Origin of the sequence: Vibrio splendidus (assembly GCF_024347615.1) — a bacterium.
Classification (GTDB): Bacteria; Pseudomonadota; Gammaproteobacteria; order Enterobacterales; family Vibrionaceae; genus Vibrio; species Vibrio splendidus.
In genome coordinates, this window is sequence record NZ_AP025508.1 from 3,180,609 (window position 1) to 3,203,644 (window position 23,036).

General features: G+C 44.5%; 20 protein-coding genes and 2 tRNA genes. 4 read left to right on the top strand and 18 right to left on the bottom strand.

Features of this window, described 5'->3' with window-relative positions; genetic code table 11:
• The first annotated feature begins 89 nt into the window (after nt 1-89).
• Nucleotides 90-1,103 carry a ubiquinone anaerobic biosynthesis protein UbiU gene (gene ubiU / locus OCU90_RS14090; RefSeq protein WP_016784927.1) on the top strand — a complete coding sequence of 338 codons (1,014 nt, stop codon included), beginning with the start codon at nt 90-92 and terminating at the stop codon, nt 1,101-1,103.
• 18 nt (nt 1,104-1,121) lie between these two features.
• Nucleotides 1,122-2,000, top strand: coding sequence for a U32 family peptidase (locus OCU90_RS14095; RefSeq protein ID WP_017095468.1), 879 nt, complete (start codon nt 1,122-1,124; stop codon nt 1,998-2,000).
• An 85-nt stretch (nt 2,001-2,085) separates the two neighbouring features.
• On the opposite strand, the gene OCU90_RS14100 is transcribed toward OCU90_RS14095, so the two are convergent.
• From OCU90_RS14100 to rlmE, 17 genes are all read right to left on the bottom strand, one after another.
• On the bottom strand, nt 2,086-3,423 hold the full coding sequence (locus OCU90_RS14100; RefSeq protein WP_061022470.1) for an MATE family efflux transporter: 1,338 nt from the start codon (nt 3,421-3,423) through the stop codon (nt 2,086-2,088).
• Nucleotides 3,424-3,512: 89 nt separating this feature from the next.
• Complete coding sequence (locus OCU90_RS14105; protein WP_061022472.1) at nt 3,513-3,920, bottom strand: MarR family winged helix-turn-helix transcriptional regulator; 408 nt, start codon at nt 3,918-3,920, stop codon at nt 3,513-3,515.
• 174 nt (nt 3,921-4,094) lie between these two features.
• Nucleotides 4,095-5,018 carry a lipoprotein NlpI gene (gene nlpI, locus OCU90_RS14110; RefSeq protein ID WP_061022473.1) on the bottom strand — a complete coding sequence of 308 codons (924 nt, stop codon included), beginning with the start codon at nt 5,016-5,018 and terminating at the stop codon, nt 4,095-4,097.
• A gap of 124 nt (nt 5,019-5,142) precedes the next feature.
• Nucleotides 5,143-7,263: a polyribonucleotide nucleotidyltransferase gene (gene pnp / locus OCU90_RS14115; protein ID WP_004734492.1), complete on the bottom strand. Its 2,121-nt coding sequence runs from the start codon at nt 7,261-7,263 to the stop codon at nt 5,143-5,145.
• A 379-nt stretch (nt 7,264-7,642) separates the two neighbouring features.
• On the bottom strand, nt 7,643-7,912 hold the full coding sequence (gene rpsO, locus OCU90_RS14120) for a 30S ribosomal protein S15 (protein WP_004734493.1): 270 nt from the start codon (nt 7,910-7,912) through the stop codon (nt 7,643-7,645).
• Between the two features lie 218 nt (nt 7,913-8,130).
• Nucleotides 8,131-9,084, bottom strand: coding sequence for a tRNA pseudouridine(55) synthase TruB (gene truB / locus OCU90_RS14125; protein ID WP_004734494.1), 954 nt, complete (start codon nt 9,082-9,084; stop codon nt 8,131-8,133).
• On the bottom strand, nt 9,084-9,497 hold the full coding sequence (gene rbfA / locus OCU90_RS14130) for a 30S ribosome-binding factor RbfA (protein ID WP_004734495.1): 414 nt from the start codon (nt 9,495-9,497) through the stop codon (nt 9,084-9,086). Before rbfA ends, truB begins: the two co-directional genes overlap by 1 nt.
• A gap of 134 nt (nt 9,498-9,631) precedes the next feature.
• On the bottom strand, nt 9,632-12,322 hold the full coding sequence (gene infB / locus OCU90_RS14135; RefSeq protein ID WP_004734497.1) for a translation initiation factor IF-2: 2,691 nt from the start codon (nt 12,320-12,322) through the stop codon (nt 9,632-9,634).
• Between the two features lie 22 nt (nt 12,323-12,344).
• Complete coding sequence (nusA, locus tag OCU90_RS14140; protein ID WP_004734499.1) at nt 12,345-13,832, bottom strand: transcription termination factor NusA; 1,488 nt, start codon at nt 13,830-13,832, stop codon at nt 12,345-12,347.
• A 35-nt stretch (nt 13,833-13,867) separates the two neighbouring features.
• Complete coding sequence (gene rimP / locus OCU90_RS14145; RefSeq protein ID WP_004734501.1) at nt 13,868-14,323, bottom strand: ribosome maturation factor RimP; 456 nt, start codon at nt 14,321-14,323, stop codon at nt 13,868-13,870.
• 237 nt (nt 14,324-14,560) lie between these two features.
• Nucleotides 14,561-14,637, bottom strand: a tRNA-Met gene (locus OCU90_RS14150).
• Between the two features lie 53 nt (nt 14,638-14,690).
• Nucleotides 14,691-14,775, bottom strand: a tRNA-Leu gene (locus tag OCU90_RS14155).
• A 16-nt stretch (nt 14,776-14,791) separates the two neighbouring features.
• Entirely contained in the window at nt 14,792-15,124 is a 333-nt protein-coding gene (secG, locus tag OCU90_RS14160; protein WP_004734504.1) for a preprotein translocase subunit SecG, read from the bottom strand.
• 278 nt (nt 15,125-15,402) lie between these two features.
• Nucleotides 15,403-16,743 (bottom strand): phosphoglucosamine mutase, encoded by a 1,341-nt coding sequence (gene glmM, locus OCU90_RS14165; RefSeq protein WP_061022475.1) that lies wholly within the window; start codon nt 16,741-16,743, stop codon nt 15,403-15,405.
• Between the two features lie 21 nt (nt 16,744-16,764).
• Nucleotides 16,765-17,595 (bottom strand): dihydropteroate synthase, encoded by an 831-nt coding sequence (folP, locus tag OCU90_RS14170; RefSeq protein ID WP_061022476.1) that lies wholly within the window; start codon nt 17,593-17,595, stop codon nt 16,765-16,767.
• A 91-nt stretch (nt 17,596-17,686) separates the two neighbouring features.
• Nucleotides 17,687-19,663, bottom strand: a complete 1,977-nt coding sequence (gene ftsH / locus OCU90_RS14175) for an ATP-dependent zinc metalloprotease FtsH (protein WP_029404904.1) — start codon at nt 19,661-19,663, stop codon at nt 17,687-17,689.
• 107 nt (nt 19,664-19,770) lie between these two features.
• Entirely contained in the window at nt 19,771-20,400 is a 630-nt protein-coding gene (gene rlmE / locus OCU90_RS14180; protein ID WP_017079994.1) for a 23S rRNA (uridine(2552)-2'-O)-methyltransferase RlmE, read from the bottom strand.
• A 114-nt stretch (nt 20,401-20,514) separates the two neighbouring features.
• Here rlmE and yhbY point away from each other — a divergent pair, with 114 nt between their 5' ends.
• The gene (gene yhbY, locus OCU90_RS14185) at nt 20,515-20,811 is read left to right on the top strand and encodes a ribosome assembly RNA-binding protein YhbY (protein WP_004734509.1); all 297 of its coding nucleotides are present in this window, start codon (nt 20,515-20,517) and stop codon (nt 20,809-20,811) included.
• 125 nt (nt 20,812-20,936) lie between these two features.
• Here yhbY and greA read toward each other — a convergent pair whose 3' ends face one another.
• Nucleotides 20,937-21,410 (bottom strand): transcription elongation factor GreA, encoded by a 474-nt coding sequence (gene greA, locus OCU90_RS14190; protein WP_017084249.1) that lies wholly within the window; start codon nt 21,408-21,410, stop codon nt 20,937-20,939.
• A 514-nt stretch (nt 21,411-21,924) separates the two neighbouring features.
• Between greA and OCU90_RS14195 the strand changes: the two genes are divergently transcribed.
• On the top strand, nt 21,925-22,950 hold the full coding sequence (locus OCU90_RS14195; protein WP_061022478.1) for a porin: 1,026 nt from the start codon (nt 21,925-21,927) through the stop codon (nt 22,948-22,950).
• Nucleotides 22,951-23,036: the final 86 nt, after the last annotated feature.

Sequence of the window (23,036 nt, forward strand, 5' to 3'; positions counted from 1 at the left end):
ATCCATCTAAACCTGCCTTACATCAATTCCGTCATTCATAATTCTTCATAAAATGCTCGCTTCAATTTCATTCTACTGGTAGTGAGCAAATGGAACTCTTATGCCCAGCGGGTAACTTACCTGCTTTGAAAACCGCCATTGATTGCGGTGCGGATGCTGTCTATATCGGATTCAAAGACGATACCAATGCCCGACACTTTGCAGGCCTAAACTTTGCGGGTAAAAAGCTCGATCGTGCCGTGCAATACGTGCATGACCGTAACAAGAAAATTCACGTTGCCTTAAATACTTTTGCTCACCCAAATGGCTTCGAACGTTGGACCAATGCCGTAGACAACGCGGCAGCACTGGGTGTTGATGCGCTGATCATCGCGGATATTGCGGTTCTTGAATACGCAGCAAATAAATACCCAGATTTAGAACTGCACCTATCAGTACAAGCTTCTGCGACCAATGCAGCTGCGATCGACTTCTACCACAAGAACTTCAATGTAAAGCGTGTGGTATTGCCGCGCGTATTGTCGATTCATCAGGTCAAACAGCTTTCTCGTAACATCACCTCTGACGTTGACCTTGAAGTATTCGCTTTTGGTAGCTTGTGCATCATGGCAGAAGGTCGTTGTTACCTCTCTTCATATATGACCGGCGAATCACCCAATACCGTTGGTGCTTGCTCTCCAGCAAAATACGTTCGCTGGCAAGAAACAGAAACAGGCCTAGAATCACGCTTGAATGAGATTCTTATCGACAAGTACGTAGCCGGCGAAAACGCGGGTTACCCTACACTGTGTAAAGGTCGCTTTGAAGCGGATATCGATGGCGAACGTAAGCGCTATCACGCACTTGAAGAGCCAACCAGCCTCAACACACTGTCGATGCTGCCTGAGCTATTTGCTGCCAACGTTGCCTCAGTGAAAATTGAAGGTCGCCAACGTAGCCCTGCTTATGTCGAGCAAGTGACTCGTACTTGGCGCGCAGCTATCGACCGCTACTTAGCGAACCCAGAACAATACCAAGTGGAACAAGCTTGGAATGCGACACTGGCGAATGTATCTGAAGGTACACAAACCACGCTTGGCGCTTATCACCGTAAATGGCAATAGAGCCAAATGGAGAACTCAATGAAATACGCATTAGGCCCTCTTCTTTATTTTTGGCCAAAACAAGACGTTGAAAGCTTCTATGAACAAGCGAAATCAAGCTCTGCTGATATCATCTATCTAGGTGAAGCCGTGTGTTCAAAGCGTCGTGAGATGAAAGCAAAACACTGGATGGATATTGCTAAAGAGCTGTCGGCTTCAGGTAAGCAAGTCGTACTTTCCACCATGGCATTGCTAGAAGCACCAAGCGAAGTCAACATCATGAAGAAGTACATTGATAACGGTGACTTTGCGATTGAAGCCAACGACGTGTCTGCGATTCAATTAGCAAGCGAAAGCAGAGTGCCTTTTGTGGTTGGCCCGGCGGTTAACACCTACAACGCACGCACTCTGAACCTGTTCTTGAAACAAGGTATGACGCGTTGGTGTATGCCTGTTGAGCTTTCTCGCGAATGGCTAAGCAACGTAATGACACAGTGCGAAGAGCTTAATATCCGTAATAAGTTCGAAGTAGAAGTATTTAGCCACGGCTACCTACCGCTTGCTTACTCAGCACGATGCTTTACCGCTCGCGCAGAAAACAAAGCCAAAGACGATTGCGAAACCTGCTGCATCAAATACCCTACCGGCCTACAAGTCGATAGCCAAGAAGGCCAGTCTGTCTTTAACCTTAACGGTATTCAAACTCAATCAGGTTACTGCTACAACCTAGTCAATGATCTTCCGAGCATGCATGACTTGGTTGATGTGGTTCGTTTAAGCCCACTCGGCATCGATACCTTCTCTGAAATCAATAACTTCAGAGCGAACGAACAAGGTAAAAATCCAAAGACCATTGAAAGCCGCCAATGCAACGGCTATTGGCATCAGCTTGCGGGTTTAGACGTTAAGAACATCTAGTTCCTCGAATTGAACTTGTCAGCAACAGATACAAAAAAGGTCTAGCATTCGCTAGACCTTTTTTATTCAGTTCAAGAAAGGCGACCTATGCTGTCGCTGTTTCTAGCGGCGCATCGTCAAGCTTCTTTACGTCTTTATAGAGCATAATCATAACCACGACGCTGAGTGCGATGTTAGACAGTGGATAGGCAATCCAGATCCCCGGCACACCGTACAATTTAGGCATGATGTACAAGAAAGGTAATTGGATAAGCATACTACCTATCGTCACAAACATCGCTTTACTGCCTTTGTTCACCGCCTGATAGTAAGCACCCGCTACCACCAAGAAGCCATCAAGCGCCAGTGCAAACATGTGCAGTCGGATACCCAACACTGTGTACTCGACTAGCTGTGGTTCATCCGAACTAAACACAGAAACGAACTCACGTGGGAATGCGTTCAGCAGCAATACAAACGCGACACCGATCAATACTGAACTCACCATCGCAATCTTAAGTAACTTACGAATATTGGCTTGATTACGCGCACCATGATTGTAGCTCACTAATGGCTGCATGCCGTTGGCGATACCTTCCGCCGTGAGATAATAAACCGTCACTATGTAGCCCAAAATAGCGTAAGCACCGATCATCAGCTGGTCGCCATATTGAGAGAACAAGGCATTGTGCAGCGCCACCATCATCGAACCGTAAGCGTACATAAAGAAGCTCGAGGTACCAATGGCGAAGATTTCAGGAATCACCGAGAACTTCAGTCTCAGTTCATTCCAACGTAAGCGTAGGTTTGCTCGACGTGAGAAAAAGTAAGCCAACCCCAAACCCGTTACCACAAACTGAGCAATTGCGGTTGCCAATGCAGCACCCTTCAATTCCCAACCAAGCTGCGCGATAAATAGGTAATCCAATACAATGTTAATCACCGCACCGACAATCATCAGTATGGTGGCCAAGTTAGGACTGTCATCGTTACGCAGTAAAAACGGCATCGCGATAGAGCCTAAAGTGAAGACACTAGCACCAATCAGAATATGTAAGTATTGCAGGCCTAGTTCATACACTCGCCCTTCAGCACCCTGCCAAAGCAAGAAGTTATCGGCAAACAGAAACAACAATCCAGAAACAATGGGGGTTATCGCCAACAACAATGTTAGACCGGTTGCTAAGATCTGCTTAGCGCCTTTGGTGTCTTTTTCTCCTTGGCGGATCGAGACAAGCGCACCCGTCCCCACTCCCACGAGCATACCAATACCGAGGATCGACCCAATAACAGGCCACGCGACGTTAATGCCCGCAAGTCCATCGGCCCCTACATAACGGCCAATGAAAATACCATCCACCACTTGGTAAAGGCCATTAACTAACATGGCCGCTACGGTAGGAATTGTGTATCGCCAGAATTGACGACTAATTGAGTTACTCATTTCTTACTCTACTTTCTTCAGTGAGTCGCATATCAATGGGATATGACTCGTAAAACTAGTTAACAAGGCTAACTAAATATCTAAATTATTTATTTCAAAGCCTTGTTTAATAATAGGTTCAGCTGGTGGGATTCTTGCTCAGACAAGCGACTTTCCAGTACCTGTGCCATGACCTGATAGATTTTACTTTCTTCTTCCAAACCGACTTCAGCCTTTTGGGTCAAAATCACCAGCTTTGATCTCGCATCTTCAAGAGACGCTTTGCGCTCAACTAGACCTTTTCTTTCTAGCCTTTGAACCATAGTCGTCGCAGAAGGTTTTGTCACCTGCATCTCAATAGCGAGGTCTGTTAGTCGAATAGGCTCTGACGATGCTTGAATGACCTTCAAATAATCGTACTCATTGAAGCTCAACTGGCAGATAGGATCTTCATTAACTTGAGTTCGCCATATCTTAGAAGCAAAGCGTTCAATTTTTTCTAGATTTTGGTCCAGCATAGATTTCCAACCACAGAATTTACATTTAGTTAGCAAGGCTAACTATTTTAGTCTTGTTTAAATAAAATGCAATCAAAAACGAGCCCCCCCCCCTTGTTTATAAAAAGGAGCATAAAAAAGGAGCATAAAAAAACCGCTGACAGGCAGCGGCTTTTCGGAATCGAAGTGTATCGCTTACTTAGCGTTAGCTTCTTCTTCGGCCTCAGCCAATTTAACTTGCGCTAAATGCTCGGTTTTAAGCGTGGTGAAGATACGGCTTAACTCTAAGAAAGAGTAACGGTGTTCTACGTATTCATACACGTTAAAAGAAACCGCCAACTTATACAAAGAGATCGCATTCGCGTAATCACCATTCATGTGGTGACGCTTAGCAAGGTAGAAGTACGTTTCCGTCAGACGTTGAGCTAGGAGCGTGTTGTCGCGAGTCCCGGTTAGAATAGCTTTGAATGCCTGCTCTTCGGTAATATCGTCAAGCATGATCGCAACTAATACCCAGCCCCACTGCTCATCACGACTCTCGTAACGCTTTTGCAAATCAAGCTTTGCTTGTTCTGGTGTGAGTTCATGCTGAATGATGTAAAGCCACAGAGCGCGAAACGGATCGCTAGGATCATCAGCGTAGTGCTTCATCATCTCTTCGTTGGCTAAGTCATAGCGCTCGCCATAGTAGAGTGCGATAGAACGATTTCGTTCTGCATATGAGTTTGCAGGATCAAGCTCTAACGTAGAATCAAAAGATTCATAAGCGGCATCAAACTCCCCTACTTGCGTAAAGTAAACACCCAAAAGGTTGAAGATATCAGGTTGAGCGGGGTTCAATGAAAGAGACTGATTGAAATCAAGACGTGCTAAATCACGCAGGCCAACGCTATCGTAGTAATTACCACGCTCGAACAACATTTTAGCTCGAACTTCATCGTTCAAATCTGGGCGCTGTAATAACTGACTAAGACGCGCTATTTGCACTTCTTGCTGAACACTTGGTTGAAGCGGTACAGCCATTGGTGGATAAACCCAACGTGAGGTGTTATCTGATGTTGTCGCACAACCAGTTAGTACAAGCAGTAAACACATACTCGCGGTTTGAAACCATTTCACAAATAATTACTCCTGTTATGACCGCAATAAAAAAGGGGAGCGATATGCTCCCCTTTATAACATGCTTTTTTACCAATGGGTTAGAAATCACTAAAAAGCGATATTCCCATCGATAGGCTGAGAATTACTCAGCAGCAGGTGCTTCGCCTTCTGCTGGCGTTTCAACTGCTTCTTTCATGCTCAGACGTACACGGCCTTGACGGTCAATTTCAAGAACCTTAACTGGTACTTCTTGACCTTCAGTTAGGTAGTCAGACACTTTCTCAACACGCTTGTCAGCGATTTGAGAGATGTGTACTAGACCATCTTTACCTGGAAGGATAGTAACGAATGCACCGAAGTCAGCTAGACGAGCAACTTTACCTTGGTAAATGCGGCCAACTTCAACTTCAGCAGTGATCTCTTCGATACGGCGGATAGCTTCTTGAGCAGCTGCGCCTTCAGTAGCAGCAATCTTGATTGTGCCATCGTCTTCGATTTCGATTGTAGTACCTGTTTCTTCACAAAGAGCACGGATAACTGCGCCGCCTTTACCGATAACATCTTTGATCTTATCAGAGCTGATTTTCATTGTGTGGATACGTGGAGCGAATTCAGAGATATCTTCACGAGCACCAGAGATAGCTTCATCCATTACAGAAAGGATGTGCTTACGTGCACCTTGCGCTTGGTTAAGAGCAATTTGCATGATCTCTTTAGTGATACCTTCGATCTTGATATCCATCTGAAGAGCAGTGATACCAGCGTTAGTACCTGCTACTTTAAAGTCCATGTCACCTAGGTGATCTTCATCGCCAAGGATGTCAGAAAGAACAACGAAATCGTCGCCTTCTTTAACAAGACCCATTGCGATACCCGCAACAGAAGCTTTGATTGGCACACCAGCATCCATAAGTGCTAGAGATGTACCACATACAGAAGCCATTGAAGAAGAACCGTTAGATTCAGTGATTTCCGATACAACACGAACTGTGTATGGGAATTCGTCAACAGAAGGCATTACTGCTTGGATACCACGTTTAGCAAGCTTACCGTGACCAATTTCACGACGCTTAGGAGAACCAACGAAACCAGTTTCACCTACACAGTATGGAGGGAAGTTGTAGTGTAGAAGGAAGTTATCTTTCTTCTCACCCATTAGGCTGTCGATGATTTGAGCATCACGTTGTGTACCAAGCGTTGCAGTAACAAGTGCTTGAGTTTCACCACGAGTGAATAGAGAAGAACCGTGTGTACGTGGAAGAACACCAGTACGTACGTCTAGCGCACGAACCATGTCTTTTTCACGGCCATCGATACGTGGGTTGCCAGCAATGATGCGGCTACGTACTACGTTTTTCTCTAGAGAACCAAGCATGCCGCGGATTTCGCGCTCATCTAGGTTTTCGTCTTGTGCAATTAGAGCTTCAACAGTGTCGCTCTTGATTGCGCCAACTTGCTCGTAACGCGCCATTTTCTCAGTGATCTGGTACGCGTCAGATAGACGTGTTTCAGCTTGCTCAGCAACTTTAGCTTTAAGCTCAGTGTTAACTGCTGGCGCTTCCCAGTTCCAAGATGGAGTTGCAACTTCAGCAGCAAACTCGTTGATTGCTTTGATTACAACTTGTTGTTGGTCGTGACCGTAAACAACAGCTGAAAGCATTTCTTCTTCAGATAGGTTATCTGCTTCAGATTCAACCATAAGTACTGCGCCTTCTGTACCAGACACAACTAGGTCTAGTTTAGAGTTTTCAAGCTCAGTATTTGATGGGTTAAGAACAAGTTCGCCGTCGATGTGACCAACACGTGCAGCACCGATAGGACCATTGAATGGAGCACCAGAGATAGCAAGCGCAGCAGACGTTGCGATCATAGTGATCATGTCTGGGTTTACGTCAGGGTTGATAGAAACAACCGTAGCGATAACTTGAACTTCGTTTTTAAACGCACTTGGGAAAAGTGGACGAATTGGACGGTCAATCAGACGAGCTGTTAGCGTTTCGCCTTCAGAAGGACGACCTTCACGCTTGAAGAAACCACCAGGGATTTTACCCGCAGCGTATGTACGCTCTTGGTAGTTAACTGTTAGAGGGAAGAAATCTTGGCCTGCAACAGCTTCTTTCTTAGCAACAACAGAAACGAATACTGATGTATCGTCCATAGTCGCCATTACAGCAGCAGTAGCTTGACGTGCCATTACGCCCGTTTCTAGAGTAACGGTGTGGTTACCGTACTGGAACGATTTTACAACTGGTTTTTCAAACATTGTATATCCTTAGCTCTAAAGTCATGACTTTAGATTAAGTGAAGATTGACTCAAGATATTACCAATCGCGACTAGTGAAAAGAGACTTGGGAATGATGCTTCTTTGTATGAGTTCATACGCCGAATTAAGACCAAATCCGCCTTTGAATAGTCGCGACCTATTGGCCGACATCTGTGACTGTAACGTCTTGAGAGGTTGATTGCCCAGCGTTGAAAACGCATAGGCGGGCGTAGTATAAACTATTTTTATTAGGAGAGATATTTCCTATCAGAAAAAGCCAGATGATATTCTGTGCATCCGGCCAAACATTTTCTTACGGGTACAAAAAAAGGAGCATAAATGCTCCTTTTCTTCAAACTGTCTTTGCAGACATCGCTATTAGCGACGTAGGCCTAGACGCTTGATTAGGTCTTGGTAACGAGTAAGGTTTTTACCTTTCAAGTAATCAAGAAGCTTACGACGGCTAGAAACCATACGTAATAGACCACGACGGCTGTGGTGATCGTGTTTGTGCGCTTTGAAGTGACCTTGTAGGTGGTTGATAGAAGCAGTAAGTAGTGCTACTTGTACTTCTGGTGAACCTGTGTCGCCTTCAGATTGTGCGTATTCTGCAACGATTGCTGCTTTAGTTTCTGCATTCAGAGACATAAATCTCTCCTGATAAGAGTAAGTTTATATTTGTAGCAGCCAATCTCTGATTCAGCCGCTACGCGAGCCGAGGATTATAGGGAAGTTTACGTGTTGGTGCAATAACAATCGAACTGATGAAAAACGAAAAAAGCGAACCATTAAAATTAAGGGCTCGCTTTCTATATTATTGATTCGCTTTTCCAGGCTAAGCGCCAATACCTAACTAGGTTTCAGCGTTACGCTTGTGGCTCTTCATCTCTGAAAACAACCAAACGCTTCGGGGCAACTCGGCCATCTTCAGCAATTTGAGCAACGCCAACAAACAGCTTCTCTTCACCGCTTGTCATACGAACGGTACCTTCAGCAGGAGCGCCTGCGACTTGAACGGGCATACCGTGCTGAACAAGATCAGTCAGTTCCGCATTCAGGTTAACTTCAGGTAAGTCTTCTACAGCGGTGTCCATTGGCATTAACAATGGATCAAGCAACTCTTTAGGAGCAATTTCTTGCGCTTGTGCTTGTTCTAAAATCTCGTTCAGCTGCTCTAACGTAACCATGCGTTCATACGGGTACTTTGCAACACCAGTACGACGAAGCATTGTCACGTGAGCACCACAACCTAGCATTTCACCAAGATCGTCGGTAATTGTGCGGATGTAAGTACCTTTAGAACAATGCACTTCCATCTCAACTTCATCACCTTCAAAGCGAAGTAGCTCAATAGAATACACAGTGATCTTGCGAGACTCACGAGGCACTTCGATACCTGCACGTGCATATTCATACAAAGGCTTACCTTGATACTTCAATGCTGAGAACATTGATGGAATCTGGTCGGTTTCACCTTTGAAGCTTGCAATGCAGCGTTCAAGTTGCTCTTGAGTCACGTTGATTTCACGCGTTTCAACCACTTCACCATCAGAATCTGAGGTGTTGGTACGCTCACCAAGCTTCGCGACAACAACGTAGCGCTTATCAGAATCTAGAAGAAACTGAGAGAACTTCGTTGCTTCACCAAGACAAATTGGCAGCATGCCAGTCGCAAGAGGATCCAGAGCACCGGTGTGCCCTGCCTTCTCTGCAAAGTAAATACGCTTTACTTTTTGCAGTGCATCATTAGATGAAATGCCTGTTGGCTTATCTAACAGAATTACCCCATTTATAGGGCGACCTTTACGACGGCGAGCCATTACTCTTCATCCTTAGACTGAGTTTCGTCAGTGCGGCCAGATTCTTCTTGCTTACGCTTGTCATCGTTCAGTACTTCACTTACTAGGTTAGACATACGCATGCCTTCTACCAATGTGTTGTCGTAAGTAAAACGAACTTCAGGTGTTAGACGGTGACGAATACGCTTGCCAAGAGCCATACGAACTGGCACTTCATGCTCTTTAAGAGCAGCAAGACATGATTCAGGTGTTTGCTCACCGATACATAGGAAAGTCACGAACACTTTTGCGTATGCAAGGTCACGAGACACTTCTACATCTGAAATAGTTACCATACCAATGCGTGAGTCACGAACTTCACGTTGGAGGATAAGTGCGAGCTCTTTTTGAAGCTGCTGAGACACACGTTGTGTGCGGCTAAATTCTTTTGACATTTTCTTTTCTCACTTAGAAAGATGGGGGGCTTGGTAATTACCAGCCCCCCATGGTGTATTCAACAACCGATTACTTAGTACCTTTACAGGTAATGTTAGTAACCTTAGTCAATATGTCGAGTCGTACTGACTGGTTAGTCTAGAGTACGTTTAACTTCAACAATTTCGAATACTTCGATCTGGTCACCAACGCGAACGTCGTTGTAGTTCTTAACGCCGATACCACACTCGTAACCATTTTTAACTTCTTGAACGTCATCTTTAAAGCGACGAAGTGACTCTAGTTCACCTTCGTAGATAACAACGTTTTCGCGAAGTACGCGGATTGGGCTGCTACGCTTAATCGTACCTTCAGTAACGATACAACCAGCGATTGCACCAAGTTTAGGCGACTTAAATACGTCACGAACTTGAGCAAGACCAATGATCTCTTGACGGAATTCAGGAGCAAGCATACCGCCCATCGCCTGTTTCACTTCGTCGATCAGTTGGTAGATGATTGAGTAGTAACGTAGATCTAGGTTTTCATTCTGAACAGTACCACGCGCAGTTGCGTCAGCACGAACGTTGAAACCAAGAATGATAGCGTTAGAAGCAGCTGCAAGAGTTGCATCAGTTTCCGTAATACCACCAACACCAGAACCTACGATGTTCACTTTAACTTCGTCAGTTGACAGTTTCAGTAGAGAGTCAGCAATTGCTTCTACAGAGCCTTGAACGTCAGCTTTAAGTACAACGTTAAGTTCAGCAACTTCACCAGCAGTCATGTTCGCGAACATGTTCTCTAGTTTCGCTTTTTGTTGGCGAGCTAGTTTAACATCACGGAATTTACCTTGACGGTAGTTCGCAACTTCACGCGCTTTACGCTCATCACGTACAACCGTTGCTTCATCACCTGAAGCAGGAACGCCAGAAAGACCTAGAATTTCTACAGGGATAGATGGACCTGCAGTTTCGATGTCTTTACCGTTTTCATCGCGCATTGCACGAACACGGCCGTACTCTTGACCACAAAGAACGATATCGCCTTTGTTAAGAGTACCAGACTGTACTAGTACTGTTGCAACTGGACCGCGGCCTTTATCAAGACGAGATTCAACAACAACACCAGATGCCATGCCTTCTTTAACCGCTGTAAGCTCAAGAACTTCAGACTGAAGAAGGATAGCTTCTAGAAGACCATCGATGTTTGTACCCTGTTTTGCAGAAATGTGAACGAAGATGTTCTCACCGCCCCACTCTTCAGGGATAACGTCGTATTGAGCTAGCTCATTCTTAACGTTGTCTGGGTTTGCACCCTCTTTGTCGATCTTGTTCACAGCAACAATCAGAGGAACGCCTGCCGCTTTCGCGTGCTGGATTGCTTCGATTGTTTGTGGCATTACGCCATCATCAGCGGCAACAACAAGTACAACGATATCTGTCGCTTGAGCACCACGAGCACGCATAGCAGTAAACGCCGCGTGTCCAGGAGTATCAAGGAACGTGATCATGCCGTTGTCAGTATCTACGTGGTAAGCACCAATGTGCTGTGTGATACCGCCAGCTTCGCCAGACGCAACGTGTGCTTTACGAATGTAATCAAGTGTAGAAGTTTTACCGTGGTCAACGTGACCCATGATAGTAACAACAGGAGCACGACCTTCTGCGACAGCATCGCTATCACGGTCAGCTAGCACTGCTTCTTCTAGTTCGTTTTCTTTACGTAGGATAACCTTGTGACCCATTTCTTCAGCAACAAGTTGTGCTGTTTCTTGGTCGATCACTTGGTTGATAGTCGCCATAGCGCCCATCTTCATCATTACTTTGATAACTTCAGTTGCTTTAACTGACATTTTGCTAGCCAGTTCAGAAACAACGATAGTTTCGCCAATAGCAACATCAGATTTAGCAACAGTTGCTGACTTATCAAAGCCTTGCTGCATTGAAGTTGGTTTAGCAAGCTTACCTTTACCGCCACGACCACGTTGGTTACGACCACCACGGTTGTTGCCAGGTTGAGCTGCTGGAGCAGGTTTCTTCTTGCGACGACGAGGAGCTTTCTCATCTTTTTTATCAGCCGCATCTTCTGCTTCACGAGCATAAGTAGAAGTAGTCACATGGTAATCCGCAGATTTCTCTTGCTCTTTCTTCTTCTTCTCTTCTTCAGACCAACGTTCTTGGTTCTCTTCTGCTAACTTACGAGCTTCCTCAACAAGCTTAGCTGCTTCAGCTTCGGCTTTACGAGTTGCTTCTTGCTCTTGACGAGTTTTAAGTTCATCCGCTTCTTTTTTCGCTTGTGCGTTAGCGTCTGCATTTTTTGAATTCATGTCTTTTTTAGCCTTTTCAGCTTGTGCGCGTTGAGCCTTCTCTTCAGAATCACGTTTTGCATCCGCTTCACGTGTTACTTTTTCTTCGGCTTCGCGCTGTGCTTTCTCTGCAGCATCACGTTTCGCTTGCTCTTCAGCATCGCGTTGTGCTTTCTCTTCCACTTCACGATTAGCTACTTCCTCAGCTTCACGTTTCGCTTCATCTTCAATAGTGCTGCGCTTCACGTAAGTACGCTTTTTACGTACCTCTACTTGAACATCCTTACTCTTACCGCCTCCAGCGGCAACACTTAGCGTGCTGCGGGTCTTGCGTTGAAGAGTTAAACGAGTCGGTTCTGTTTCGCCTGAAGTATCGCCATGCTCCTTTTTAAGGTGCGTTAGCAATGTTTGCTTCTCTGAATCAGTCACTTGATCCGACCCTGCTTTCTTCATTCCTGCATCAGCAAGTTGTTCAATTAAGCGGTCAACTGGCGTACCAATCTCTTCACTCAGTGCTTTAACTGTTAATTGTGTCATACCGCTTTCTCTCCTTGCTGAATTATTCTTCGTCGCCGAACCAACAGATGTTACGCGCAGCCATAATCAGCTCGCCTGCTCGCTCTGCAGTTAGGTCTTCGATGCCTTCTAGTTCATCAACGCCTTGGTCAGCTAGGTCTTCCAATGTCGCAACGCCTTTTGCTGCTAGCTTGTAAGCCATTTCACGCTCAAGACCTTCAAGTGCAAGTAAGTCTTCAGCAGGCTCAACACCGTCGAAAGTCTCTTCTTTCGCTAGCGCTAGAGTAGTCAGTGCGTCTTTCGCGCGGTTACGTAGTTCTTCAACGATACCTTCGTCTAGACCGTCTACTTCAAGAAGCTCGTTCACAGGAACGTATGCCACTTCTTCAAGTGTAGAGAAGCCTTCTTCAACAAGCATTTGAGCAAAGTCTTCTTCAATGTCTAGGTGCTTCATGAAGTTTTCAATAGAAGCAACTGCTTCTTCTTGGTGCTTCTTCTCTAGATCAGCAACAGTCATTACATTCAGTTCCCAACCCGTTAGTTGAGAAGCTAGACGTACGTTTTGACCGCTACGGCCAATCGCTTGTGCCAGGTTATCGGCTTCAACAGCGATGTCCATAGAGTGTGCATCTTCATCAACGATGATTGAAGCAACATCAGCAGGCGCCATTGCGTTAATAACGAACTGAGCTGGGTTATCGTCCCAAAGAACGATATCGATACGCTCACCGCCAAGATCATTAGAAACAGCTTGTACACGTGCACCACGCATACCAACACACGCACCAACAGGGTCAATACGTTTGTCGTTTGTTTTCACAGCGATTTTAGCACGAGAACCAGCGTCACGTGCAGCACCTTTAAGTTCAATTAGCTCTTCACCAATCTCAGGCACTTCAACGCGGAATAGTTCAGCTAGCATTTCTGGCTTCGAACGAGTAACGAAAAGCTGGAAACCGCGAGCTTCTGGTTTAACTGCGTAAAGAAGACCACGAACACGGTCACCTGGACGGAAGTTTTCACGAGGAAGTTGGTCGTCACGAAGGATTACCGCTTCAGCGTTGTTACCTAGGTCTAGAATAACTGTGTCACGGTTAACTTTCTTAACTGCGCCAGTTACGAGCTCGCCTTCGTTGTCAATAAACTGTTCAACGATTTGAGCACGTTCTGCTTCACGTACTTTCTGTACGATAACTTGCTTAGCCGTTTGAGTCGTAATACGGTCAAACGTTACTGATTCGATATCATCTTCAATGAAACCGCCAAGTTCGATCTCTGGATCATCGTACTTTGCAGCTTCAATAGAGATTTCTTTTGTTGGGAATTCAACTTCCTCAACAGCTTCCCAACGGCGGAAAGTTTCGAAATTACCCGTTTTACGGTCAATTTCTACACGAACTTCAATTTCTAATTCGCTTTTCTTTTTTGTTGCCGTTGCAAGCGCGATTTCAAGCGCTTCAAAAATACGCTCACGAGGAACTGCTTTCTCATTTGAAACAGCTTCTACTACCGCCAAAATTTCTTTGTTCATTAATCTAGCCTCTTAAGCTCTTCTCTCTAGGAGAACTAAAATTTAGGGATCAGGTTAGCTTTCGCAATATTGCTCAGGACGAATTCTTCTTCTTGTCCTTCAACCAATACTTTCACTGTCTCGCCTTCGATAGATTGGATATCACCTTTCCATTTACGACGGTTGCCGACAGCCATTTTCAAAACGATGCTTACCTCGTGACCAATAAATTGTTGGTAATGCTCTGCTTTGAACAGTGGTCTCTCTAAACCTGGTGAAGACACTTCAAGGTTATAAGCCACTGAAATTGGATCTTCAACGTCCATTACGGCACTTACTTGGTGACTAACCTCAGAGCAATCATCTACATTGATACCATTTGGTGAATCGATGTAAATACGTAGCGTTGAGTGCTCACCAGCACGAATAAATTCTAATCCAACTAACTCATAACCTGATGCTGCTACTGGAGCGTCAAGCATTTCAGTAAGTTGTCTCTCTAAACCAGTCATTTAACCACTCCAGAAACAAAAAAAGGGCTCAAAGCCCAATTTAAATTCCAAGCAAACATTATCATCTAAAGGCATTTACAAATGCTTAGATAACAAAAAACCCCGTATAAGCCGGGGTTTTTGTTGCTGGACCCTTATATGTTAAGTGTCATCACATTCGATATCACACTTAACTCACAGTGAGGTTCACACTGTGCAAACTTGCTACCAATACAAGCTATATAATAGCATTGAAATTGGTTGCGGGAGCCGGATTTGAACCGACGACCTTCGGGTTATGAGCCCGACGAGCTACCAAACTGCTCCATCCCGCGTCCGACTTGTGAGCATTATACGCCCAACAAGATGTTTTACAAGTTTGTAAACATGGTGCCGAGAGAGGGACTCGAACCCTCACACCCTAAGGCACTAGCACCTCATGCTAGCGTGTCTACCAATTTCACCATCTCGGCATCAAATCTTTGCAGCTTATTGTGGAATTTCGTCGCCTTGCGTCGGAACTTCACTCACTGCATCTTCAGCTTGCTGAATTACCTGACCTTGAGTCGGGTCAATCCATTGTGACTCAGTTTTATGTGTAGACATATTACCAAGCACTAAGCTAAGGATAAAAAATGTAGTTGCAAAAACTGCAGTCATTCGGGTAAGGAAATTTCCTGAGCCACCAGCACCAAACACAGTGTTTGAAGCGCCAGCACCGAAAGAGGCTCCCATATCTGCGCCTTTACCTTGTTGAATCAACACTAGGCCAATTACACCAAGCGCTGCCAACAGGTAAATCACAAGTAGAACTGTAAACATTTTTCCACCTATGTTCCTAATTGTTGAGCCAGCGCCGTTCAAAAAACTATTTTCAAGAACAAGGCTAGCGACCTCCTAACTGAAGGCCGAGCAATACTAGCGAATGCGACGATGGCTGACAAGGGGAATTTGCTAAAAAATAAGCCTTTACCAAGCGAATGGTTAAAAAAAGGTCAAAAGCGACACAAAACTCATTTACGTCTCTTTTGACCGTTATATAAGTCAATCACTTCTAATCACAGGCGCTATTCGTTTCGCCGGTTAAGTAAAAGGTTAAATTAGCAGTTTGCTTTTACTGCATCTGCAATCTTAAGCGCAGACGCTTGAACAAGCTCTGCGTCTTCGCCTTCAACCATGACACGCAGTAGTGGCTCGGTACCAGACTTACGTAATAGCACACGACCTTTCTCGCCAAGCTCAGCTTCTATTTCTACAACCGCCGCTTTCACCGCTTCTGCTTCGAGTGGATTTGAGTCACCGCTGAAACGAACGTTTTCTAGAACTTGAGGATATAACGTCATACCTTGAGAAAGTTCATTCAGTGTCATTTCACTGTCGACAACTGAAGCCAATACTTGCAAGGCAGCAACGATAGCATCACCTGTAGTCACTTTATCTAATAGGATAACGTGACCCGAATTTTCTGCACCGATCTTCCAGCCTTTAGCAAGAAGTTGCTCCATGACGTAACGGTCACCAACAGCAGCACGAACAAACGGAATACCTAACTGCTTAAGGCCGTTTTCCATACCAAGGTTGGTCATTAGTGTACCAACAACGCCACCTTTCAACTCACCACGACGCAGCGCATCACGAGCAATGATGTAAGCAATTTGGTCACCATCAACTTTGTTGCCTAGCTCGTCAACCATGATGATACGGTCACCGTCACCATCAAAGCCTAGGCCTAACGCTGCTTTTTCTTCAAGTACTTTAGCTTGCAGAGCACGCACATCTGTCGCACCCACTTCGTGGTTGATGTTAGTACCATTTGGCTCAACACCCATTGCAATCACTTCAGCGCCCAACTCTTTAAATACCGCTGGCGCAATGTGGTAAGTCGCACCATGTGCGCAATCAACCACAATTTTCATGCCCGCTAACGTCATTTTGTGTGGGAATGTACTTTTACAAAATTCAATATAACGGCCAGCTGCATCATTTAAACGTACAGCTTTACCCAATGCAGAAGATTCCACGCACTCGATATCTTTATCTAGTTCAGCTTCGATAGCCAACTCAATGTCATCCGACAATTTAGTGCCTTCAGAAGAGAAGAACTTAATGCCGTTGTCATAGAAAGGGTTATGCGATGCAGAGATAACGATACCAGCTTCAGCACGGAAAGTTTGTGTTAGGTAAGCAACGGCAGGTGTTGGCATTGGGCCAGTAAACGTAGCCTGAAGACCCGCAGCAGCAAGGCCAGCTTCTAACGCAGACTCAAGCATATAGCCAGAGATACGAGTATCTTTACCAATGATCACTTTCTTGGTGCCCTGTTTTGCAAGAACACGACCTGCAGCCCAGCCAAGCTTCAGAACAAAATCAGGTGTAATCGGGTATTGGCCAACTTTGCCACGTACACCATCTGTGCCGAAGTAACGTCTTTTATCAGACATATTGATTTTCCTTAATTATTATTAGTGATTGTTATTCATCACTTCGATTATCTTCATCGCTTCCAATGTATCTTCAACATCGTGAACGCGAATAATTTGTGCGCCTTTCATTGCAGCGATAGTCGCGCAAGTGACACTGGCTACCATGCAATCTGCTGGGGCCTTGTCCAGTAGCTTAAAGATCATCGATTTTCTCGACATCCCAGCTAAAACTGGCAACCCAAGCCTATGAAATTTTTCAAGGTGCGCTAATAGGTGGTAATTGTGTTCAATGGTTTTACCAAAACCAAAACCAGGGTCCAGAATCAGCTGGTTTTTTGAGATGCCTACAGCCTCACAAGCTTCCACTCTTTCTTGTAGGAATACTTCAACATCCATTAGAACATCGTCGTAAACTGGGCTAGCTTGCATGGTTCTTGGTTGGCCTTTCATGTGCATCAAGCAAACAGGAACATTACCCTCAGCGGCCGCTTGTAGGGCACCTGGCTCTTGTAAAGCGCGTACATCATTGATCAAATCAGCACCCGCTTCAACAGCTTGGCGCATCACTTCGGCTTTGCTGGTATCAATAGAAATCCAAACATCAAACTTGGCACGAATCGCTTTAATTGCAGGAATAACTCGAGCGAGCTCTTCCTCTAAGGAAACGTCCGGAGCTCCAGGGCGAGTCGATTCACCACCAATATCAATAATGCTAACGCCGGCTTGAATCATTCGTTCAGCTTGCAGCAATGCATTATCTAATGAGTTGAATCTTCCGCCATCAGAGAAAGAATCAGGGGTGACATTGAGGATACCCATTACATGTGGGCGGTCTAAAACGAGTGTTTTATTGTTTGCTTTTAATATCATGAAAGGCAGGTCTTAAAGAGTAAAAAAACACCTTGAGCTATAAACAGAAAAACCCTGAGCGTACTCAGGGTTTTAATTTATAGCTTAGCGATTAAGAATCTTTGTTTTGAGTATCATCTGATTCAGATTTAACTTCTTCAACTTTCGACTCTTCAGCTTCTGGTTCGGCTTTAGCTTGTTCTTCAGATTTAACTTCAGCTTCAGGCTTGGCTTCTTCCTTTGCAGGTTCTGCTTTTACTTGCTCCCCCCAACCAGCAGGCTCACGGATCTCGGTTTTACGATCCATCAAATCATCAATTTGACCCGCATCAATCGTTTCATACTTCATTAATGCATCTTTCATTGAGTGCATTAAATCCATATTGTCTTCGAGTATTTGTTTCGCTCGAGCGTAATTACGATCAATTAGGATACGAATCTCTTCATCGATAAGTCGAGTGGTTTCATCCGAGACGTGTTTCGCTTTGCTCATTCCGCGGCCTAAGAAAACTTCACCTTCTTCTTCTGCATAAAGAAGAGGGCCTAGTTTTTCAGAGAAACCCCATTGAGTCACCATCTTACGAGCAATATCAGTGGCACGCTCAATATCGTTTGATGCACCTGTCGATACCTTGTCTGAACCGTAAATCAATTCCTCAGCAAGACGACCACCGTATAGGCTAGAAATCATCGATTCTAGGTGTTGACGGTTCATACTTACACGATCTTGTTCTGGTAAATACATAGTAACACCAAGCGCTCGACCACGAGGGATGATAGATACTTTGTACACTGGATCGTGCTCAGGCACTAAACGACCAACAATTGCATGACCAGCTTCATGGTAAGCCGTCGATTCTTTCGTTTCTTCAGTCAGAACCATTGAACGGCGCTCAGCACCCATCATAATTTTGTCTTTCGCTAATTCAAACTCAACCATCGATACATTGCGTTTGTTACCGCGAGCAGCGAATAGAGCCGCTTCGTTCACAAGGTTCGCAAGGTCTGCACCTGAGAAACCGGGTGTACCGCGAGCAATCAGAGATGGTTCAACATCGCCTGATAGTGGAACCTTGCGCATGTGTACTTTAAGAATCTGTTCACGACCACGTACATCTGGTAGACCAACCACTACTTGACGGTCAAAACGGCCTGGACGAAGCAATGCTGGGTCAAGTACATCTGGACGGTTAGTCGCAGCGATAACGATAATACCTTCGTTACCTTCGAAACCATCCATCTCAACCAGCATTTGGTTTAGTGTTTGTTCACGCTCATCGTGACCACCACCAACACCAGCGCCACGCTGACGACCAACAGCATCGATTTCATCGATAAAGATAATACAAGGTGCTGCTTTCTTCGCTTGCTCGAACATGTCACGCACACGAGATGCACCAACACCAACAAACATTTCAACGAAGTCAGAACCTGAGATAGTAAAGAACGGTACTTTCGCTTCACCAGCAATTGCTTTTGCAAGCAATGTCTTACCAGTACCAGGAGGACCGACCAACAGGATACCTGTCGGGATCTTACCACCCAGTTTTTGGAAACGACTTGGGTCACGAAGATAATCAACAAGCTCTTTCACGTCTTCTTTTGCTTCGTCACAACCAGCAACATCAGCAAACATCGTTTTGATTTGTTCTTCGCTCATCATTCGAGCTTTGCTCTTACCAAAAGACATCGCGCCTTTACCGCCGCCGCCGCCTTGCATTTGACGCATGAAGAAAATCCACACACCAATCAGTAAGATCATTGGGAACCAAGAGATGAAGATAGTGCCAAGCAGGCTCTGCTCTTCAGGTGGTGTACCCTGAACTTTTACGTTTTGATTAATTAAGTCATCAAGTAGCTTTTGATCATAAACAGGCATGTAAGTTACATACTTAGAACCACCGCCACGACGTGTGAAAGTAATTTCGCTGTTATTGAACTGTGCGTCTTGAATCTGGCCTTGGCCAACTTCCTGTACAAACGTGGTGTAATCTACTGCTCTGCCGTTACTTTCCCCAGGGCCAAAGCTCTGGAAGACCGACATCAACACAACCGCGATAACAAGCCACAGAATTAAATTTTTTGCCATGTCACTCAAGGTGTAAGCCTCTCGATAACTAATTGTAATTAAAGGTAGGGTACTACAGTTTGTAACCTGTAGCCATGTTGTTAACTCTCACTCTTGGAAGAGAATCGTTAACCTTTGTAACCAGTTGCTACGATAAACACTTCACGAGATCGAGCTCGAGAAGAGTCGGGTTTTCTCACTTTGACTGTTTTAAACATCTCACGGACGTCCTTAACATATTGGTCAAACCCTTCGCCTTGGAATACTTTTACAACAAAACTACCATTGGTAGCTAGAACTTGTCGACACATATCCAAAGCTAATTCAACTAAATACATAGCTCTTGGCTGATCCACAGAATTGTTGCCTGCTATATTAGGTGCCATATCAGACATCACGACATCAACCATGTTTGGTTGTATACGTTCCAATAAAGCTTCTAGCACAGCTTCTTCGCGGAAATCGCCTTGTAAAAAGCTCACTCCAGCAATCGGATCCATAGGTAGCAAGTCACAAGCAATGATTTGACCGTTGTCTCCGATAATCTTAGCAGCATATTGAGACCAACCGCCAGGCGCTGCGCCCAAATCCACAATGGTCATCCCAGGAGTCAGCAATTTATCTTTCGTTTGAATCTCTTCCATTTTGAAATAAGCACGCGAACGATAGCCTCTTTTTCTTGCTTCATTTGCATACTTGTCGTCGAAGTGTTCCTTCAACCAACGGCCTGAACTGGCCGAGTGTTTCTGTTTGCTCATTGGATACCTAAACTGGAGGAAAGTACTAATTGCTGAATAAATTATAGTCTTCAGCTTTAGATGGCGTTAAAATAGGTTTTTTCAACCCTAATACTAAATAAAATTGGCCGCGTAATGAACCTAAGTACCAAACAAAAGCAGCATCTAAAGGGCCTAGCTCACAGTTTAAAACCTGTAGTGCTAATGGGCGCAAATGGACTTACTGAAGCTGTTCTAGCGGAAATCGAATTGGCTCTAGACCACCACGAACTGATCAAGATTAAAGTTGCATCAGAAGACCGTGAGACTAAGCAACTGATTATCGATGCAATTGTACGTGAATCTAAAGCTGAGAAAGTACAGACTATCGGTAAAGTTCTAGTACTGTTCCGTCAGTCAGAAGCACGTAAAATCGAGATTCCACGCAAATAAGCTAGTTTGACATCAAGCTGGCTCCACAATAAGAAAGCCACTGTGCTTATCTTTTAGTGTAGCGTGAGAAACGAAAAAGGTCGCATTAGCGACCTTTTTACTTATTAGAACCAAAGTAAATTCAATTAGATGTATTCTACTTTGTCGATTTCGAAATCTTTATCGCCGCCAGGTGTAGAGATAATAACCTCGTCACCTTCCATCTTACCAATAAGGCCACGAGCGATCGGTGATTTCACCGAAATGCGGCCAGTTTTGATTTCAGCTTCATCTTCAGAAACGATTTGGTAACGGAACTCTTCATCAGTATCTACGTCAATCAAAGTAACCGTAGTACCAAAGATAACCTTGCCTGTGTTATCCATTTGAGTTACGTCGATGATCTGAGCTAGCGATAGCTTGTATTCGATATCTCGAATTTGAGCTTCACAGATACCCTGCTCTTCACGAGCGGCGTGATATTCAGCGTTCTCTTTCAAGTCACCGAGTTCACGTGCTTCACCTATAGCTGCTGAAATAATAGGACGTAGCTTAAGTAGGCGATCTAATTCGTCACGTAGCTGCTGAGCGCCACGCACTGTCATTGGAACCTTTTCCATTTTTTACCTCTATGCCAAAGCTTTCTTTGGCCAACATAAATACACCCAACGCATTTATTGGGTGATAGAAACAAAACGATTTGGCTTAGTGTAAACAAACTTTATGGCTAAATCACCTTTATTCCACTTTGCGTTATAAAAGCTTTATCTAGGTCTAAATTACAGACATCACAAAAATGAATAATAACTATCCCATCAATAAGCGGGGAGTTAAATACCTAAAAAAACAAAAAACAAACAAAATAAACACAGATCACACTTTTATAAAAATCAACTTAAAACATACACTTAAACAACAAGAGATATAATAAAACAGTGTTCATTTTTTAGTTTTATATCATTTTACTAACTGACTATGGAACTTTAGAGGTAAAAAGTAACCCATGGATTGCACTGGCATTTTTCAGACTTCTGTTCTAATCATGATTATGAAGCCTGATTAATACAGGCAATACACAAAAGGATTCAAATCCTTGATAAATACCTTTATGGACAGTAATTAGGAATTAATAACATGAACAAGACTTTGATCGCGCTTGCTGTATCGGCTGCAGCTCTTGCTACTAGCGCTAACGCGGCAGAACTATACAACCAAGACGGTAACTCTGTTGAAATGGGCGGCCGTGCTGAAGCTCGTCTATCTATGAAAGATGGCAAAGCTGAAGACAAAACACGTGTACGTCTAAACTTCCTAGGTAAAGTTGAAATCCAAGACGGCCTATACGGTGTTGGTTTCTACGAAGGCGAATTCACGACGGCTGAAAACGGCGGCGCTACTGATAACAACGATGGTGATATCACTAACCGTTACACGTACGCTGGTCTAGGCGGCACATTCGGTGAAGTAACTTACGGTAAGAACGAAGGTGCTCTAGGCGTAATCACTGACTTCACAGATATCATGGCATACCACGGTAACTCTGCTGCAGACAAACTAGCTGTAGCTGACCGTTCAGACAACATGCTTTCTTACAAAGGTCAATTCCAAGACCTAGGTCTTAAAGCAAGCTACCGTTTCGCTGACCGTTCAGAAACTAACGGTGAGTTCACGGACAACGGTAAAGATGGCTACTCTCTATCTGCTATCTACGCAATCGGCGAAACTGGCGCTAAGCTAGGTGCTGGTTACGCAGACCAAGATCAATCTAACGAGTACATGCTTTCTGCTTCTTACGCAATCTCTGACCTGTACTTCGCTGGTGTATTCACAGATGGTGAAAAACAAACTACAGGTGTTGTAAACTCTAACGACTCTGTAGATTACACTGGTTACGAATTCGCAGCGGCTTACACGCTAGGTCAAACTGTATTCTCTACTACGTACAACAACGCTGAAACTGATAGCGAAACGTCTGCAGACAACATCGCAATCGATGCAACGTACTACTTCAAGCCTAACTTCCGTGGCTACGTATCGTACAACTTCAACCTTATCTCTGAAGGTGACAAGATCGGTACTACTAACAAGCTAACTAACGGTACTGCAAGCTCTGCTGACGCTGAAGACGAGCTAGCTCTAGGTCTACGTTACGACTTCTAATTCTGATTATCTAATTGATTAATTAGTTAATTGAGAATCAAAACGCCCGCTATCTAGCGGGCGTTTTTTATATCTGTATACTGAAA